The organism is Acinetobacter sp. NIPH 817 (assembly GCF_000368405.1).
GTDB lineage: Bacteria > Pseudomonadota > Gammaproteobacteria > Pseudomonadales > Moraxellaceae > Acinetobacter.
The window spans coordinates 304,759-322,638 of sequence record NZ_KB849420.1 but is presented as its reverse complement, the minus strand read 5'-3'; the positions used below and the strand labels follow the sequence as shown (position 1 = coordinate 322,638).

Annotated in this window: 16 protein-coding genes; 6 read left to right on the top strand and 10 right to left on the bottom strand. The window is 38.8% G+C overall.

Features of this window, described 5'->3' with window-relative positions; genetic code table 11:
• Positions 1 to 7: 7 nt before the first annotated feature.
• Genes xdhC through xdhA form a run of 3 tightly spaced genes read right to left on the bottom strand, consistent with a single transcriptional unit; the run spans position 8 to position 4,874 of the window.
• Complete coding sequence (gene xdhC / locus F968_RS05115) at positions 8 to 991, bottom strand: xanthine dehydrogenase accessory protein XdhC (protein ID WP_004790945.1); 984 nt, start codon at positions 989 to 991, stop codon at positions 8 to 10.
• Between the two features lie 6 nt (positions 992 to 997).
• On the bottom strand, positions 998 to 3,373 hold the full coding sequence (gene xdhB / locus F968_RS05110) for a xanthine dehydrogenase molybdopterin binding subunit (protein ID WP_004790943.1): 2,376 nt from the start codon (positions 3,371 to 3,373) through the stop codon (positions 998 to 1,000).
• Position 3,374: 1 nt separating this feature from the next.
• Positions 3,375 to 4,874: a xanthine dehydrogenase small subunit gene (gene xdhA / locus F968_RS05105; protein WP_004790941.1), complete on the bottom strand. Its 1,500-nt coding sequence runs from the start codon at positions 4,872 to 4,874 to the stop codon at positions 3,375 to 3,377.
• A gap of 260 nt (positions 4,875 to 5,134) precedes the next feature.
• On the opposite strand from xdhA, the gene folE reads away from it, so the two are divergent.
• Positions 5,135 to 5,683, top strand: a complete 549-nt coding sequence (gene folE, locus F968_RS05100) for a GTP cyclohydrolase I FolE (RefSeq protein ID WP_001187844.1) — start codon at positions 5,135 to 5,137, stop codon at positions 5,681 to 5,683.
• 149 nt (positions 5,684 to 5,832) lie between these two features.
• Positions 5,833 to 6,984, top strand: a complete 1,152-nt coding sequence (locus tag F968_RS05095; RefSeq protein WP_004790939.1) for an extended-spectrum class C beta-lactamase ADC-135 — start codon at positions 5,833 to 5,835, stop codon at positions 6,982 to 6,984.
• A gap of 63 nt (positions 6,985 to 7,047) precedes the next feature.
• Here the strand turns inward: F968_RS05095 and F968_RS05090 are convergent, their stop codons facing one another.
• The 4 genes from F968_RS05090 to hemE all read right to left on the bottom strand — a co-directional run bounded on the left by F968_RS05090 (position 7,048) and on the right by hemE (position 11,494).
• Positions 7,048 to 8,940 (bottom strand): Lnb N-terminal periplasmic domain-containing protein, encoded by a 1,893-nt coding sequence (locus F968_RS05090; RefSeq protein ID WP_034596152.1) that lies wholly within the window; start codon positions 8,938 to 8,940, stop codon positions 7,048 to 7,050.
• 61 nt (positions 8,941 to 9,001) lie between these two features.
• Positions 9,002 to 9,472 carry a DUF3015 family protein gene (locus F968_RS05085; RefSeq protein ID WP_003650547.1) on the bottom strand — a complete coding sequence of 157 codons (471 nt, stop codon included), beginning with the start codon at positions 9,470 to 9,472 and terminating at the stop codon, positions 9,002 to 9,004.
• A gap of 148 nt (positions 9,473 to 9,620) precedes the next feature.
• A complete protein-coding gene (locus tag F968_RS05080) occupies positions 9,621 to 10,415 on the bottom strand; it encodes a DUF817 domain-containing protein (RefSeq protein WP_004790935.1) in 795 nt (264 codons plus the stop codon).
• A 5-nt stretch (positions 10,416 to 10,420) separates the two neighbouring features.
• On the bottom strand, positions 10,421 to 11,494 hold the full coding sequence (gene hemE / locus F968_RS05075) for a uroporphyrinogen decarboxylase (protein WP_004790933.1): 1,074 nt from the start codon (positions 11,492 to 11,494) through the stop codon (positions 10,421 to 10,423).
• A 303-nt stretch (positions 11,495 to 11,797) separates the two neighbouring features.
• Here hemE and F968_RS05070 point away from each other — a divergent pair, with 303 nt between their 5' ends.
• Complete coding sequence (locus tag F968_RS05070; RefSeq protein WP_004790931.1) at positions 11,798 to 13,036, top strand: L,D-transpeptidase family protein; 1,239 nt, start codon at positions 11,798 to 11,800, stop codon at positions 13,034 to 13,036.
• Between the two features lie 187 nt (positions 13,037 to 13,223).
• Positions 13,224 to 13,910: a pirin family protein gene (locus tag F968_RS05065; RefSeq protein WP_004790929.1), complete on the top strand. Its 687-nt coding sequence runs from the start codon at positions 13,224 to 13,226 to the stop codon at positions 13,908 to 13,910.
• Positions 13,911 to 13,943: 33 nt separating this feature from the next.
• On the opposite strand, the gene F968_RS20755 is transcribed toward F968_RS05065, so the two are convergent.
• On the bottom strand, positions 13,944 to 14,180 hold the full coding sequence (locus F968_RS20755; protein ID WP_081399480.1) for a hypothetical protein: 237 nt from the start codon (positions 14,178 to 14,180) through the stop codon (positions 13,944 to 13,946).
• A 110-nt stretch (positions 14,181 to 14,290) separates the two neighbouring features.
• Positions 14,291 to 14,914: a helix-turn-helix transcriptional regulator gene (locus F968_RS05060; RefSeq protein WP_004790927.1), complete on the bottom strand. Its 624-nt coding sequence runs from the start codon at positions 14,912 to 14,914 to the stop codon at positions 14,291 to 14,293.
• A 255-nt stretch (positions 14,915 to 15,169) separates the two neighbouring features.
• Here F968_RS05060 and F968_RS05055 point away from each other — a divergent pair, with 255 nt between their 5' ends.
• Positions 15,170 to 16,138: a threo-3-hydroxy-L-aspartate ammonia-lyase gene (locus F968_RS05055; RefSeq protein ID WP_004790925.1), complete on the top strand. Its 969-nt coding sequence runs from the start codon at positions 15,170 to 15,172 to the stop codon at positions 16,136 to 16,138.
• Between the two features lie 115 nt (positions 16,139 to 16,253).
• Positions 16,254 to 17,165 carry an ornithine cyclodeaminase family protein gene (locus tag F968_RS05050; protein ID WP_004790922.1) on the top strand — a complete coding sequence of 304 codons (912 nt, stop codon included), beginning with the start codon at positions 16,254 to 16,256 and terminating at the stop codon, positions 17,163 to 17,165.
• A gap of 94 nt (positions 17,166 to 17,259) precedes the next feature.
• On the opposite strand, the gene F968_RS05045 is transcribed toward F968_RS05050, so the two are convergent.
• Complete coding sequence (locus tag F968_RS05045) at positions 17,260 to 17,874, bottom strand: M17 family peptidase N-terminal domain-containing protein (protein WP_004790920.1); 615 nt, start codon at positions 17,872 to 17,874, stop codon at positions 17,260 to 17,262.
• Positions 17,875 to 17,880: the final 6 nt, after the last annotated feature.

Genomic DNA, 17,880 nt, shown 5'->3' with positions numbered 1-17,880 from the left:
TTTGGGATCATTTTTTTACATCAAATGCCTGTAATAATTGAGCAACTACTGCAACGGCAATCGTTGCAGGTTGTTTAGATGAAATCCCTTCTACCCCGATCGGGCAAACCAAACGTCGTAATGTTTCCTGAGTATAACCACGTATTTGCATACGCTTTTCAAAAATAGCCCTTTTACTTTTTGAGCCAATCATCCCAACATAAGCAAATGGTTTTGCCGCAGGTTTCAAGGCTGAAAAACACAGTTGCAAATCTAATTGATGATCATGAGTTAAAATTAAAACTGCACCTGAACGGTCAAAATGCTCAATCTCAGCTTCAAGCGTATCAGTCGTTAAACATTGAACATTTTCCAGTAAGTCTGATGGGAAAATATCATCACGTGGATCAATCCATTTCACCCGAACGCCAATAGGCAATAAACAACGGACAATTGCTTCACCCACATGCCCCGCGCCACAAATCAGCACTTGCATAGCATAAGGTTGAATCTGCTGGCCAAATTGCCATTCTTCACTGTTGCCAGAATGAAACTCGAAACTTGATTGTTGTTCCATATCTCTAGTCTGCCAAGTGGACGCATATTGATGTGAGACGGTACGCCATATATGCTTTCCGGCTCGCCATGCTTGCAAACTCGCAGATAAATCCGATGCGCTTTCAGTGGGTGATATTTTCTCAAACAATAACCACATTACTCCGCCACAACACTGCCCCAACCGAGCACTGAGGTTAAAGCGTTCAATACGCCTGACACAAGTATCCATTTCACTTAACATTGCTTTAGCAATATCAATAGCCTGAAACTCTAAATGCCCACCACCGATCGTATCTGACTGCTGCCATTGCTGTTGCAAATTAAACCGCAATAACATGGTTGCACCAACTTCTCGTGGTGTTGAACCATCAGCGCGGACTACTGTGACCAATACCATAGGCAGAGCATCGACTTGCCACGCCACAAAATCAGTCCACCATTGTAAATGTTGCATAATCTTCTACATTTTAGCTTGTGGGCGGTCAGCCAAAGCTTGTCCTCGTCCAATCGCAATTGCACGTAAAATTTCTTCGGCAGTTGCTGGAGCATTGAGTACGAGCGGTGCATTTTCTGGAATAGCCGCCTGTACCGCCTGACGAATTGCCGAGAAAACAGATAATGCCAACATAAATGGCGGTTCACCTACCGCTTTGGAGCGGTAGATGGTGTCCGCCTGATTTTGGTTATCAAACAGTTTCACATTAAAAATATGAGGAATATCCACACTGGTCGGGATTTTATAAGTTGAAGGTGCATGGGTAAACAAACGGCCTGCGTGTGGTCCTTGTGGCTGCCAATACAACTCTTCTGTCGTGAGCCATCCCATCCCTTGTATAAAACCACCTTCAATTTGTCCAATATCAATTGCAGGGTTAATTGACCGTCCGACGTCATGCAAAATGTCAGCACGTAATACTTTCATTTCCCCAGTTAGCGTATCTATTGCGACCTCACTGACGGCTGCGCCATAAGCGTAATAGAAAAATGGACGTCCTAAATGGTTGACCTGATCATAGTGAATTTCTGGCGTTTTATAAAAACCGCTGTCCCATAGTTGTACACGCGCCATATATGCCCGTTGAACCAAATCAGGAAAAGTCCATGAATGACCATTCGCTGTTGAAACCATACTATCTTCAAACTGGACTTGGTGAGCCGCACTGTCACTTATTTCTGCGGCAAGTTTTGCCAGACGCTCACGAATTTTAATACAGGCATTTTGAACAGCTTTACCATTTAAATCTGCTCCACTCGATGCTGCTGTTGCTGAAGTATTTGGAACCCGAGAAGTATCTGTTGCAATTAAACGAACGCTATCGATTGGTAAACCCAACTCATGCGCAGCAACCTGACGTACTTTCGTATATAACCCCTGTCCCATTTCCGTACCGCCATGTGTAATAGAAACAGTACCATCCATATATACGTAGACCAGTGCACCTGCCTGATTGTAATGTACGGCATTAAACGAAATACCGAACATTAATGGAGTTAACGCAATACCACGCTTAATGATGTCATTGTTCTGATTAAAGGCATGAATGCTCTGTTTGCGTTTCGCATAGTCACTACTTTGCAATAGTTCGGCTACTAATTTTGGCGCAACATTATCACGGACTTCTGCCCCATAGTGCATACGGTCACGTCCAGCACCAGGCTGCTCGGCAAAGAAATTACGTTGACGAATTTTAACTGGGTCACAACTTAAATAACGAGCAATGTCATCAATAATATTTTCAATGACAAACATGCCTTGCGGTCCACCGAAACCACGATATGCCGTGTTAGAAACAGTGTTAGTTTTACAGCGTAAGTTACGCAACTCAACTGCATTTAGATAATAGGCGTTACCAATATGGCAAATCGCTCGTTCATTAACTGGGCCAGAAAGATCAGCCGAAAAACCGCAGTTTGAAGCCAGTTGCACCTTTAAGCCTTGCAGAACACCACTGTCATCAAAAGCCACAGACCACTCATAAGCAAAACCATGACGTTTGCCTGTAGCACTCATGTCATCATCACGATCTAAACGTAATTTACACGGACGACCTGTTTTTTGTGCTGCCAAAGATGCAATGCATGCCCACTGCGCCGATTGCGACTCTTTACCACCAAAACCACCACCCATACGGCGACTTTCCACACTCACCTGATGCATATTCATGCCTAATGCATGACAAATCAGCAGCTGCATTTCGGTTGGATGTTGTGTCGAGCAATAGACTTTTAAGCTCTGATTTTCTTGTGGAATCGCATAGGAAATCTGACCTTCTAAATAAAAATGCTCTTGGCCGCCAAGCTCAATAGCACCTGAAAGTTGATGGGCTGCATTTTGAAATGCCTGTTCAACTTCACCATGGCTAAAATCAACAGGCGGTAACACCCACGATTCTTTTTCAATCGCATCTTGAATCGTTAAAATTGGAGTTTCAGGCACATACTCAATTTTTGCTAAGCGAACTGCCTGACGGGCTTGCTGATAACTCTCAGCAACAACCACAAACAAGGCTTGGCTATAAAATTCAACCTGCTCTTCGGCAAAAATTGGGTCATCTTTTACAATGGGTCCCCAATTATTTTCAACCTCAATATCCTTTGCCGAAAAAACTGCATGGACACCATCAGCCTGACGTACTGCATCCAAATCAAATTTAATAATTTTACCTTTGGCACAATTTGAAAATCCGACCGCCAGATGCATGGTATTTTCAAGCTCTGGTAAATCATCGATATAAGTTGCTTGCCCAGTGACATGTAAATGTGCGCTCTCGTGTGGAATCGAATCACCTGCTTTAGCGGATTTTTTAGAAACTCTTAAGTCAATGGTTTGGTTCATGTTATATCTCCACCATAGCAATCAAATCATTCACACGAGTAATCGTTTGAGACAGGACTTTTTCTACATAAAAACGCTGTAAACAGTTTTTCGCGACGTGCAAACGATATGCCGAACTAGCACGTCCATCATCTAAAGGTTGATAGTCTTGAGACAAGGCCTCCTGTGCCTTAGCTATCAATTCTGCTGTAAGTTGCTGACCTTCCAATATGGCTTCTGCATATTTTGCACGTTTGGGAATAGCCGCCATGCCACCAAAAGCAATTCTCACATTGTGAGCGACATGATGAGCATCTAACTCGCATGAAATAGCAGCACATACCGCAGAAATATCCTGCTCAAAACGTTTAGCAATTTTATAGCTGGCAAATTTAAAACGCGTCTGCCCTTCACGGAGCGGAATAACAACTGCTTCGACAAACTCACCAAGCTGTAATGCTGTTTTTTGATAATCGAGGTAAAAGTCTTCCAAGGCAATTTCACGGGTTTGTTCACCTACACGCAAAATCAATTGTGTATCTAGAGTAATTAATGCCGGCATTGAGTCGCCAATAGGCGAACCATTAGCAATGTTTCCACCTAGGGTTCCTGCATTTTTAATCGGCATAGAAGCAAAACGGCGCTGTAGTTCTTGAAAATCAGGATAAAACTCTGAAATTTTGATAAGTGCATCACTTAAACTGACATTTGCCCCAATCGTTAAAGCATGTTCTGTGACTACAATCTTTTTCAGCTCTTCCACCTGACCAATATAAAGCATATCGCCCAAAGCACGGCCCTGCTTGGTTACCCACAAACCGACATCTGTACTACCCGCAACAATACGCGCTTGCGGTAACTGCAAACGTAATGCGGCAAAATCCAGCAAAGTCTTTGGTGCAAAGAATTGTTGACCATGATCATTTAAATGTAATGCAGGTAATGTTCTGATCTCTTTTAATACATCAATTATTTTTTGACGTTTTAATAAAACACGCGGATAGTCATATGCTTTTTGTGCTGCATCTAAAATAGGTCTATAGCCTGTACAGCGACACAAATTTCCAGAGAGATAATCGCTGATTTGATCTTTGCTTGGCGACTGTTGCTCATTTTCATACATTGACCATAAGGACATGATAAAACCGGGCGTACAAAAACCACATTGTGAACCATGCATATCCACCATTGCCTGTTGTACTGGGTGAAGTGTTCCATCTTGTGCAGGCAATAAATTATGCAGATCTTCTACTGTAAACAGGGCTTTACCATCTAAAGTCGGTAAAAACTGAATACACGCATTCACACTGCGCAATTGCAGATTGTCATTGACCAACTCACCAATCACTACTGTACATGCACCACAATCGCCCTCAGCACAGCCCTCTTTTGTACCAGTCTGCCGAGTCTTACCCGTTTGAATATATTCTCGCAAGAATTGTAAGACTGTCATGGTAGGTAATACATTTTCTACTTGTTGCTGACTACCACGAAAAAAAAAGGTGATTGGACGTTCTGACATGTTTTATCCTTATGCTCTATAGTACGGCATATTTGCAAATATGATGCCATCAGGCGATCATTTATAACTTAACCATATTAGTTGCACATTTCATGCTCAAATAATTGACTATTAACGATAAAAAACATGAAATTTATTCACCATTTATCTAATGCGTGCCGAACAGGATAAATATAGTGCGACGAGTTATGAACATCAGGTCATGTTTCTGATACAATGCCGAGCTTGTCTAATAGAGTAAATTTATACGCCTTATGTCAATGCAGCAATCGTACGCAAACATTCTGACTGCCGTCGGTGAAGACCTTAATCGTCCCGGCCTTAAAGATACGCCTGTGCGTGCGGCTAAAGCTTTTTCATATTTAACTTCTGGCTATAGTAAAACTTTAGAAGAAGTCACCAATAATGCGGTTTTCCCATCAGATAACCATGAAATGGTATTGGTGAAGAATATTGAATTCTATTCGCTTTGCGAACATCATCTCCTCCCGTTCTATGGCCGTGTTCATGTTGCCTATTTACCAGAAGGCAAAGTTCTTGGCTTATCTAAATTTGCGCGTATTACCGAGATGTTTGCTCGTCGTTTGCAAATTCAAGAAAATTTAACTCAGCAAATCGCTGAAGCTGTAGCTGAAGTGACTGGCGCACGTGGTGTGGCTGTGGTTATCGATTCAGCACATATGTGTATGATGATGCGTGGTGTAGGTAAACAAGAGTCTACAACACGTACAGTTTCATTTGTCGGAGATTTTAAAACTGACAAAGAAGCACGCCGTGAATTCTTAAGTGCAGTACCAGAAAGCTACTAATCTGGTGACTACTGCAAAAAAGCCCGATTCAGTTGGGCTTTTTTTTATATTTAGATAAAGCATTTACTCTATAAAACATAACAATCAAATTATGTGATTTTTGTTATAAAAGTACACATCTTTAATTTTAAATAATTTATGAGTTAATCATGCGATTTAACAAAATTTCTTGCTTACTTTTATCCCCTCTTTTTATTTTTAATACCTCAATTTATGCAGAGAATACACCCAAAGAGCAAGAAATTAAGAAACTGGTTGATCAAAATTTTAAACCTTTATTAGAAAAATATGATGTGCCCGGTATGGCTGTTGGCATCATCCAAAATAATAAAAAGTATGAAATGTATTATGGTCTACAATCCGTTCAAGATAAAAAAGCCGTAAATAGCAGTACCATTTTTGAGCTCGGTTCAGTCAGTAAATTATTTACTGCTACAGCAGGTGGATATGCAAAAACAAAAGGAATAATTTCTTTTAAAGACACTCCCGGAAAATATTGGAAAGAATTAAAAAACACACCGATTGACCAAGTTAACTTACTTCAACTTGCTACTTATACAAGTGGCAACCTTGGCTTACAGTTTCCAGATGAAGTCCAAACAAATCAGCAAGTTTTAACTTTTTTCAAAGACTGGAAGCCTAAAAACTCAATCGGTGAATATCGACAATATTCAAATCCAAGCATTGGTTTATTTGGAAAAGTTGTTGCTTTGTCTATGAACAAACCTTTCGACCAAGTCTTAGAAAAAACCATTTTTCCAGATCTTGGCTTAAAACATAGCTATGTAAATGTGCCTAAAACTCAAATGCAAAACTATGCTTTTGGCTATAACCAAGAAAATCAGCCGATTCGAGTTAACCCCGGCCCGCTAGATGCACCTGCGTACGGCGTTAAATCGACCTTACCTGATATGCTGAGTTTCGTTAATGCCAATCTAAATCCACAAAAATATCCAGCAGATATTCAACGCGCAATTAATGAAACACATCAAGGTTTCTACCAAGTGGGTACGATGTATCAAGCATTAGGTTGGGAAGAGTTCTCTTATCCAGCACCATTACAGACTTTATTAGACAGTAATTCAGAGCAAATCGTAATGAAATCTAATAAAGTGACAGCTATTTCGAAAGAACCTTCAGTTAAGATGTTCCACAAAACTGGTTCGACCAACGGTTTTGGAACATATGTTGTCTTTATTCCAAAGCAAAATATTGGTTTAGTCATGTTAACCAATAAACGTATTCCAAATGAAGAACGCATTAAAGCTGCCTATGCAGTGTTGAATGCAATAAAGAAATAATCTTTTGCTAAAACAAAAAGAGAAATGAATAATCTCATTTCTCTTTTTTTATGGACTTATTCTTTAAAAGAACCAAACATATCCTAGACTTGATTTCATCCAATCTTGATGATTTTGTTGTTCATAATCCCAGTTTAATCGAACGGTATTATTACTATTAATCACATATTGCCACTGAGTATTTACTCTCAAATTCCATTGGTTTTGGTCTTCCCAATATGGCAATTCAATTTGCACCACAGAGTTGAAGTGTTCAAACCACTGATTCATGCAACCTAAAGTCGGGCCCATTCCCACACGCCATCCTTTATCTAGATTTGAGCCTGCTTGTAGGTAGGTTTGTAGTTGCCCATAGCAAACATGTTTGCGCTCATAGTCAGCAAAGCTATATCCGACTTGAGCATTAAAATTCGCTACACCATGCTGTTTTTCTTCACTAAAAGTACCATCATGAATCGCTTCCTGACGCCAACCTAAATTAAATCCCCAACTCAGCGGTGTTTTAAAAGGTTGAATCGGGTTATAAGAATTTACTTCTAGCAGATCAAGACGTTCTAGTTTTAAATGGTCATCTCGCCACTGTGCATTGCCATTTAAAAAGAGTAATTGAGTTCCCGCACGATATCCGCCTTGAGGATCTATTAAGTCATGGTAGGCTTGGCGATGACCAATTTCGATAAACTTGTCTCCTTGAACCTCGCCTGCTTTGACTGAAAGATTACGCGCATTGTGACCTTGAGTTGGCTCTTTTGTTGGTCTTTTAGGTTCTTGACGCTGTTTGTCTAAATCAATCTGACTTCTTAAAGCTAAAAGCTGACGCAACTGCGGCTGAGCAACGCTTTCTTCTATTTTATGGCTCGTAAATTGAAGATATAAATCATCGTAAGCCATCTCAAGGATTTTGGCCTGATCCTGCTCAGTAAATGATTTTAAAATCTGAGAAGACTGCTGAGTGGGCATCATCGCAATTTGATGAGCTACCTTCGCCAAAGATTCGCCATGCTGCTGAGCTTGAGCCAATAGCTGAGTTTCTAAAGCAGGTCGATATACAGGAGCTTTGGTTAACCCTTGCTGCTGCATCGATTTAATGGTTTCCATCGGGATAGAAGCATGAGTGAATTTTTCTTGCAGATGAGACTCTGGTTTTACTAAATCAACCAACCCTAACAATCGATAGGCGCAGTTATCACTCACAAAGTAATAAGGAAAGCTCACATGCTGCATTTCCCAAATATGAGACACTAAAAACCGCGTTTCTTCAGGTGTTAAATTTAGCTCATATTCCCATAAGTCACGGCTTTCAAAATCGCCGTACTCTTTTACTTTACGGTAATAAGGCATCAGTGAATATTCACCCGGATATTGCCCTGTTAAACCTTTCCATGCATATGACCAGTTGTCGTTACCTGCTACAGTTGCTGCATAATTTACAGCGTAAGAAACTAAATTTAATTGTTGCTGATCTTTGGGGTCTAAACGCAATAAAGTATGGCCAAACATTGAGCTCGGATTGCCCATAAAATCTGTCGCATAAATTAATGTCGCTTTATGAGGCTTAATCTGCCCAATCCAATTTTCAAACTCTGAACACTTCACTTGAGGCAATTCATTTTCTTGAATGCCTACTTTTTTTATAAGCCATTGACTGCGTGCCGGAAATTTACAGCGAGTCGACTGATTATCTTGAGCGGGCATAAATAATGCCGAGATATCCGCTTTCAGTTCTTCTTTTAAATTATTTTTCCCATTTTCCGACATGAAATAGCCAGAATAAGTCACTTCACTTTTCTGGTTTTTATTCGCATACATAAGCCTTTGCCATGTAATGTCTTGATCTAAGTTTTTCTGTTCTGCAATTGACCAATATTTTTGAATAGATGGATTTATATCTGCTGAATACGCAATATTAACTGCCAAAGAGGCAAAAACTAAAACAACTGACTTCATTAAGCTCATCAATTTTTATCATTAAATATAAGAAAAACCCTGCCAAACGACAGGGTTTTCAATTTCAAACTTATACGTAAGCTTTTAAAACGTCGTCTTTAGCCATTACAGTTTGTAGTGATGCTAAAACTTGAAGGGTATTTTGGTTGTTTGCAGAATAGATTTCACCAAAGTTTGCTTTTGAAACTTTGAAGAAACGGTCTTTGTCTTGAGGTTTGATTTGCATTAACTCAGCAAGTACGTTTAGGCTTTCACCTTGGCCTACAGCCATATCACGTGCTAAAGCTTCTGCATTTTCATTTGTGAATGTAACTACTTGCGCTGTTACTGTTCCGCCTTGACGGCAGCCTAAAGTACCGAAAGTGATCCCTAGTAATTGGTTAGTAAAAATACCGTTTGTTGTCGCAGCAAGAATTTTAGGCGCTACTCCTTTTTTGCCAGCCCATACTTGTGTACCCACACCACAACCTACGTCGTTGTCAGCCATTGCAACACTTGAACCAGCTGCTAATAAAGCAGCTAAAGCTAATTTTTTTAACATAGATGTAAATCTCCAAAATGATTATTGATTGTTTCTTATGTGTTGTATTGTTATGTGTAATTTTTATTACACGCTATTAAAGATAGCGAGATGGTTGTGAATTAGCAATTAAAAAATAAACAATATGATAAAAAGTGCAAAAGAAAAATTATCTTAAATTCCAGTTACCTTGATTATCCCTACTACCTAATATTTTGAGCACGAGTACGAGACTTAAAATTAATAATAAATACCACGATCCTAGCTTGCCCCAACCGACCATATGCCAAGCATCGACCTGACTTGGGTAAAGCCAGATTTTATAAAATGTACTTATATTTTCAGCAATCCAGATTAGAAACGCGAGTGTAAACAAAACAGGTAACATCGGGATTTTAAATTTATGTTCATTTAACTGGAAATAAAGTTTTGTTTTCCAAAAAATAAAAATACTAATCGCGAATAAAATATAGCGAATGTCTGGAACAAAAAATTTACTCATAAAATTTATATATGAGAAAAATGCTAGTAATAGCATAGCTCCAAAACTTGGAAGTTTTTCAAAAGACACTTGAAACAGTCGTATTGAGCGTGCAAAAAAACTACCTACAGCCGAATACATGAAACCTGCAAATAGAGGCACAGTTAAAATTTTAAATACGGCGGGCTGTGGATATTGCCACGATGCAATCGCAGGATGTGTTAGGAATATTTCCATGCACATCGCCATAACGTGAAATAAAGCAATAACCTTGGCTTCTGCCCATGATTCCAATTTTAAATAGAGTAAGCAGATCTGGATTAAAAGTGCATAGACGAGTAAATAATCATAACGATAGAACCCTATGTATTCATGGCTTCCCATCGGTGCTGTTAAAGCAAAAGCAATTAAAAGCAGAATACCAAACAAGGCTGCCGAGACAGCCTTGCCGATAAATTGAAACGGTAAAGTTAGATATTGCACAAAAACTATCCTAGATATTTAGCACTATACTCATGCACTGTATCTACAAAGATTTTTGGTTGTGCAGGGTCTACCCATTGAGTAATCCCATGGCCCAAGTTAGCAATGTAACCGGTCTTTTCGCCATTAGCGTAGGCATCGTCCAACATCGCTTTTACTGCTTTCTCAATTGAAGCAGCCGAACCATATAAAACAGCCGGATCAAGATTCCCTTGCAGAGCGACACGTCCAGCCACTGTAGTTCGAGCCGTATTTAATGGTGTCGTCCAATCTAAACCTAAAGCATCCGCACCTGTTGTGATCATTGGCTCTAACCATTGACCGCCACCTTTAGTGAACACAATAACAGGAATACGTCGGCCATCTTTCTCACGTTGTAAACCTGCAATGATTTTATTCATGTAGTTTAAAGAGAATTCGACATATTCACGGTGTGCTAATGCCCCACCCCAGCTATCAAAGATCTGGATGGCCTGAGCACCAGCATCAATTTGAGCATTTAAATAGTCAATGACTGAGTCTGCTAAATGATCAAGCAAAGCATGTAAAACTTCTGGTTGAGCGTACATCATCTGCTTGGTAAAACGGAATTCTTTACTTGAACCACCTTCAACCATATAAGTTGCAAGTGTCCAAGGGCTTCCAGAGAAACCAATCAGTGGAACTTGACCATCTAAAGCAGAACGAATTGTACTTACCGCATTCATCACATAATCAAGATCTGATTTTGCATTTAACTTTGGTAAATTTGCGACATCTTGTTCGGTACGTACGGTCTTTTGAAACTTAGGGCCTTCGCCAGTTTCAAAATAAAGTCCTAAACCGAGTGCATCTGGAATAGTTAAAATATCTGAAAATAAAATTGCTGCATCTAAGTCGTAACGACGCAAAGGTTGTAAAGTCACTTCACAGGCAAAATCTGTATTTTTACATAAAGATAGGAAATCACCTGCTTTTGAACGTGTTTCACGATATTCAGGCAAATAACGCCCTGCTTGACGCATCATCCACACTGGTGTGGTATCTACAGGTTCGCGTAACAAAGCACGGAGGAAACGATCATTTTTCAAAGTCGTCATTACCAATCTCTATCTTCTTTATGTGGCAGCATCATATCAAAAATAGAGACATTTTTATAATTTCAATTTCACACAAAAAACTCGTCAATCTACTAAAAAATGCATATTTACACAAAAGTCTACTGCAAGCCTTGGGGTTTTCTGCAATACTTGCAACATGTTACATTGGGGTTATTGGATATTCTTTTAATCACTAAATTACCAATCTTGGGCTCATAGAAATGAGTTATTGGTAATTTTATGCACTTTGAGATTAGATCAATCCCCCTATTGCTTATATGAAAATTCTTAAGGTTGAATTACATGTTTGTTCGCTCATTACTCGCTATGAGTTTAAGTTGTATTATTGCTAATGTTGCTTTTGCTGCTTCAACAACTGAGCAACCCCTGAACCCTAAAAAGGTATCAGCTCCTGTAGAAGATCCGATTGATCCTTTAGCAGTAGATGCAGCTTCAACTGTAAAAGCTCAAGCTTCGACACAAATTACCGCTCAAGAACAAAATGACTTAAACCGAGCGTCAACAACATTACAAAATTTACAGAAAACTGAAGACCCAAATGCTGAATCAGGCATCGCGGCGTCTACTCCAGCTGTTGCTAAAAGCAGCACTGCGTCTACGGCTCCTGCGACAACCGCTGCATCATGGACTTTAGATAGCTTAAACTCGGCAGAATGGTCTGAAAATATTGGTAAAGGCCAACTTCCAGTTTATGCGCGTGCACATGTAATGCTCAATAATGCACATGCTTCGCCAGGTGCAATTGACGGCATGAGCGGTAAAAATACATTAAAAGCAATTTCTTCATTCCAACAAATGAATGGTTTATCACCTACTGGTGACCTGACCAAAGAAACTTGGGATGCATTGGTTGCTAAACAAACCAAGCCAGCATTTATTGAATACACAATTTCTGATGCTGACCTAAAAGGCCCATATGCTGAGTCGATTCCTTCTGACTATGCATTACAAGCTAAAATGAAAGGTTTGTACTACACGCGTGTAACCGAAATGTTGGGCGAGAAGTTTCATATTGATGAAGCTTTCTTAAAGAAAATTAACCCAACTGCGACATTCAAAAAAGCGGGTGAAAAAATCATTGTTCCAAACGTACGCAATGATTTACCAGAAGATATTCATTTGATTATTGCCCATAAAGGTGCAAAACAATTGTATCTCTTCAATAGCCGGAACCAAATGATTGCCTCATTTCCTGCAACAATTGGCAGTACTGATACGCCTTCTCCGGCCGGTACTTACAAGGTAGTTGGTGTGGCTCGTAACCCTTGGTACAGCTATTCACCTTCGAACTTCGTACAAGGTAAAAACTTAAAACCTCTTTCTTTACCACCTGGCCCGAATGCTCCAGTGGGTAATATCTGGATTGGTTTAAGTAAAAAATCTTTCGGTATTCACGGAACACCAAATCCATCTTTAATTTCTAAAACAGCATCACACGGTTGTATCCGTTTAACAAACTGGGATGCAAACGATTTAGGAAATAAAGTACGTTCTGGCGTAACTGTTAAATTCCTTGAGTAATCCATATATTCTTTAAAAGACCTGCCTTCATGGCAGGTTTTTTTTATTCTTAAAAAATTGATCAATAAAAAAATTTACAACCATATCAATTATGCAACGACATGTTGCAGTTAGCCTATTTTTCTAGTCTCCATAGAACATTAATATATTTCTCAAGAGATAAATAAAAAATTTGGGAGATTAAATCATGAATACTTATCTACATCGTGGTGAAGATCGAGGACATGTAAAAGCAGGTTGGTTAGAGTCTTATCACAGCTTTTCATTTGGTAGCTGGTACGATCCTAAATATATGGGTGTTAGTGCATTACGTGTGATTAATGACGACAGAATTGATGCGCATAATGGTTTTGGTACGCACTCGCATGACAACATGGAAATCTTAACCTGTGTGCTAGATGGTGCTATTTCACACCGTGACACCATGGGAAATGAAGGTCAGATTAAAGCAGGTGAATGGCAGCTCATGAGCGCCGGCACAGGTGTTGCCCACAGTGAAATCAACAACACTGATACGCCTGTACATTTATTACAGATCTGGATTATTCCAAATGAAAGAGATGCCGAGCCAAATTATCAACAAATTAATTTGGACCCACGTAAAGAACCAAACAAATGGCATTTAATTGCAGGACCTGATGCAAATGCACCAATGCATATTCGCCAAAATACAGAGATAAAATCAGCTGTATTGGAAAAAGGACATGAGTTAAACGTTGAGCCAGTTAAAAAATTGAACTATGTTCACGTGATTTCAGGTGTAATCCGTATTGGTGATCAAGAAGTCAAAGCTGGCGATGCTTTCGTGTTTGAAGGTAAAGCGACGATTCAGGCAACTGAAGATAGTCAATTTATCTGGTTCGATTTACCTTAAATCATTAAAAGCCCTTTGCATAAAAGGGCTTTTTTAATCTCCACCACCGCCGCTATCGCAGCTACCTGAATCTGAAGATGATGAACAATCATTTGAATAACTAGAGCTATGATGACTAGGACTATTATCGTAAAAATGATGTGTTGAAGAAGATGAATGATCGTATTCGCCAGATGACGAATTGTTTTTTAGATTTTTGAGTAGAGCAATTAAGCAGATCAGTCCAATACTAGAAAAAATTGCAATAAATATAATAATAAATAACTTCAAATAATGACCTCCTACTAAATCGACAGAGATGTGTGTTGTGTTCCTATTTCATTTTTTAAATGAGTCATGCTGAAGAAACAAGTTGTTTTTTGATAAATAAGCTCAAACCTTTAAGTTTCTTTTACATACAAATAAGCACTTGCTCTTGATATACCTAAATGTTGCGCAACTGTCTCGACAGCCTTTTTAATATCTAACAAACCATTATTCTTGAGTTCATGAATTAATTGTTTTCTCTCATTGAGTTTTAGCATACGCGGTGTAGTGGCATGTTTTGAGGCAAATTGATCGATATATTTCCGGATTGCTTCGGTGCCAGTCGGCTCCAAATTTTCAACAATGTTATCAGTTTCAATTTTAGTGAAATGCTCTAAAGCACTTTGCATCCCTCTAAACAGGGTTAAATCAATATTCATACATAAAGCAGCCACATACTGGCCCTCTTCATCTTTAATTCCAATAGACGTGCTTTTTGCGGGACGGCCATCTGCAAACTGATTTGCATAGTTTGAAATAAGATTTGGAAATTCTGGAGACATGATTCTAGCCAATCCTAATTCAGTTGCTGGATCTCCAACTTTTCGACCAGATAAATTATTGTGTATTGAAAGTATGGCATGTTCAGGATTTGTTAAGTCATGGACCACAACTTCGCAAAAAGGAGATAGCGTTTCACTTAATCCCTTTGCAATTGTATCTAGCTGAGTGAGTAAATGTTTATCACGATTGCCCAATGTATTTCCTCCTAATAACTTACTTACTATTTCAAACCCTAGCGTGAAGCATGCAATAGTAATTTAGACTTTTTATCTAATTTTAAACTTAATGTAAATCAAAATCTTATATCTCATTGTTATCACATTAGAAAATAAAATTAGACATTTTATCTAAATATATATATTTTATCTAAACAAGGTCAATACATTGTGCGTTGCTTGAACAATAGTAAATCTTGCATCCGAAAACATTGAATAGAATTAGGTTTAATTATGAAAAATTTAACCCTTCCCACTTATGAAGATGTGGCAGCCGCTGCTGAACGTATAAAAGGTTTTGCAAATAAGACTCCTGTTTTAACTTCGCGTACTGTGAACAATGAGTTTGAAGCAGAAGTATTTTTTAAATGTGAAAATTTTCAGCGTGTTGGTGCTTTCAAATTTCGTGGTGCAATGAATGCACTTTTGCAATTCAATGATGCTCAGAAAAAAGCGGGTGTGGTTGCTTTCTCTTCAGGAAACCATGCGCAAGCAATTGCACTGTCAGCAAAAACGCTTGGTATTCCAGCCATAATCGTTATGCCACAAGATGCTCCTGCGGCAAAAATGGCAGCAACGCGAGAATACGGCGCAGATATTGTTGAATTTGACCGCTATAGAGAAGATCGAGAAAAAATTGGAAAAGAGATCGCCGAAAAAAATGGCCTGACACTCATTCCATCTTATGACCATCCTCATGTAATTGCAGGTCAAGGTACGGCTGCAAAAGAGTTATTTGAAGAAGTAGGTGAATTAGATTACCTGTTTGTATGTTTAGGTGGCGGTGGTTTATTGGCTGGTTCTGCCCTGTCTGCTCACCATCTCTCTCCGAACTGTAAAATATATGGCGTTGAACCTGCTCTAGGAAATGATGGACAAATGTCTTTAAGAAAAGGAGAAATTGTTCATATTGATACGCCACAAACCATTGCCGATGGCGCTCAAACTCAATATTTAGGCAAATTAACATTTCCAATTATTCAAAAGAATGTAGATGACATTTTGACAGTAGAAGATGAAGACCTGATTAGCTGTATGAAGTTCTTTGCTGAAAGAATGAAAATGGTGGTTGAACCGACAGGATGTCTCGGATTTGCTGCTGCGCGTAATTTAAAGCATGAGTTAAAAGGCAAACGTATAGGCATCATTATTAGTGGCGGTAATGTCGATATTTCTAAATATGTAGAGTTTTTATCTGCTTAATAAAAGTCACTGTCTATCTATGATGTCAGTTAGTGCGTCATAGATAGGTATCACATGCTACTCGTCTCTCGACTTGTTCACGTCTTAGTTTAAATATTAATTTTTAGAGATGGTTATGAGATTTATTTCCGAGTCTGAATCTTCTGCGCTCATCAATCATGAACTGGCTTATGACGCCATTTACCAAGCTTTAATTGCTGCAACTCAACCAGAAACTAAAAGTTTTCCTGTGGTTCACGGTCAAGGATCCGATAACAAAAATACCTTTAGCGTTAAGTCATCGGCGACTCAGCACTTAGCTGGTCTTAAAGTTGGTTCTTTTTGGGAAGATAATCCTAAAAATGGTTTGCCTCGACATAACGCACTTATTTTACTATTTAATCAGGCCAACGGAAGAATGGCAGCAGCCATTGAAGCAGGCAAAGTCAATGCTTTTCGTACAGCCGCGTCTAATGCAGTTGCGACCAATTTACTTGCAAGAAAAGATTCAAAAGTATTGGCTATATTTGGTACAGGAAATCAGGCTAAATATGAATGCGAGGCTTTAGCGAGAATTAGAAATTTTGAACAGATTTTGATAGTAGGACGCGACTCAAGTAAAGCTGAAAAAATGGCAGAAGACCTCAAACATTTAGGTGTTCAGCTTCAAATGACGAGTGCAAAAGAAGCCTGTGAACAAGCTGATATTATTGTGACAGCAACATCTTCGAGTTCTCCTCTTTTTAAAGCAGAATGGGTCAAAGCTGGCACACATATTTCATCGATGGGTTCCGATAAACAAGGCAAACAAGAACTTCCGCCAGAGTTATTTTCACATTGTGGTTTATTTTGTGATCTTGATGTTCAATCTAGACTCATTGGTGAATTTCAACATGCGCCTGAGTCTACAACTTTAATCAATATAGGTGATGTGCTTTTAGCAAACGTTCAAGGGAGACAGTCTCAGGAACAAATCACAATTTATGACAGTTCAGGGCTATCGATCCAAGATTTATATATCGCCCAGAAAATTTTAGAAATTTCTTAATCTTTACATTTAACTGCATCGTTCACGTTGATGCAGTTAAATTAAAATATCTTTCTTTTTATAACGCTTTGCGAATTCTTTCTTAAAATCAGAATTAATCTTGAGTAAAAACTTTGGCAAAAGACGCTATATATTGCTCGGCTTTAGCCTCATAATTTTGAAAACCTGAATCAAAAATCCATCTTTCAATTTCAGATTTTTTGACTAAATTTTGCAAATAAAGCTGATGATGTTTGTCTAACTCTTCTTTTAAACTTCTTAGCATAAGTTCATTTAAACCAGCGGGAGGATTCAGGCCTGTATCTAAAATACTCGGGGCAAATGCCACACTTTTGAGTTCCAGTTGATGTGCTGTTTTTACAGCAGTTCTTATCGCAGACTCGATTCTCTCTATCGTGAAATCTTCTGGAGCGCCCATTCCTATTAGTAAAACTTTAGAGGCTTGTATGGTTGATGGAGTTTGATTTATTAAAAGAGCATCATTCAATTTCGCGCTAAACCAATTATTTTTTCGTATCAGATCTAATCTGCCATTTAGAGCTTCATCTAAATGTGCTAAGCCACCCGAAAAAGAACGGTTATTTATTTCATGTTCAAAAATACAAGCACAAGAAAGTTCAACCTCGGCCGAAGCACAGTCCCAAGTCACGAGTTCTATGTCTAGATTTTGGTAACTTCCAATTTTAGTTTGCTTTATATCTGTGCTCATATTTTT

Bases quoted from the DNA above. Each gene is read 5' to 3' on its own strand.
- xdhC (WP_004790945.1), bottom strand. From the start codon at position 991: ATGCAACATTTACAATGGTGGACTGATTTTGTGGCGTGGCAAGTCGAT.
- xdhB (WP_004790943.1), bottom strand. From the start codon at position 3,373: ATGAACCAAACCATTGACTTAAGAGTTTCTAAAAAATCCGCTAAAGCA.
- xdhA (WP_004790941.1), bottom strand. From the start codon at position 4,874: ATGTCAGAACGTCCAATCACCTTTTTTTTTCGTGGTAGTCAGCAACAA.
- folE (WP_001187844.1), top strand. From the start codon at position 5,135: ATGCAGCAATCGTACGCAAACATTCTGACTGCCGTCGGTGAAGACCTT.
- F968_RS05095 (WP_004790939.1), top strand. From the start codon at position 5,833: ATGCGATTTAACAAAATTTCTTGCTTACTTTTATCCCCTCTTTTTATT.
- F968_RS05090 (WP_034596152.1), bottom strand. From the start codon at position 8,940: ATGAGCTTAATGAAGTCAGTTGTTTTAGTTTTTGCCTCTTTGGCAGTT.
- F968_RS05085 (WP_003650547.1), bottom strand. From the start codon at position 9,472: ATGTTAAAAAAATTAGCTTTAGCTGCTTTATTAGCAGCTGGTTCAAGT.
- hemE (WP_004790933.1), bottom strand. From the start codon at position 11,494: ATGACGACTTTGAAAAATGATCGTTTCCTCCGTGCTTTGTTACGCGAA.
- F968_RS05070 (WP_004790931.1), top strand. From the start codon at position 11,798: ATGTTTGTTCGCTCATTACTCGCTATGAGTTTAAGTTGTATTATTGCT.
- F968_RS05065 (WP_004790929.1), top strand. From the start codon at position 13,224: ATGAATACTTATCTACATCGTGGTGAAGATCGAGGACATGTAAAAGCA.
- F968_RS05055 (WP_004790925.1), top strand. From the start codon at position 15,170: ATGAAAAATTTAACCCTTCCCACTTATGAAGATGTGGCAGCCGCTGCT.
- F968_RS05050 (WP_004790922.1), top strand. From the start codon at position 16,254: ATGAGATTTATTTCCGAGTCTGAATCTTCTGCGCTCATCAATCATGAA.
- F968_RS05045 (WP_004790920.1), bottom strand. From the start codon at position 17,874: ATGAGCACAGATATAAAGCAAACTAAAATTGGAAGTTACCAAAATCTA.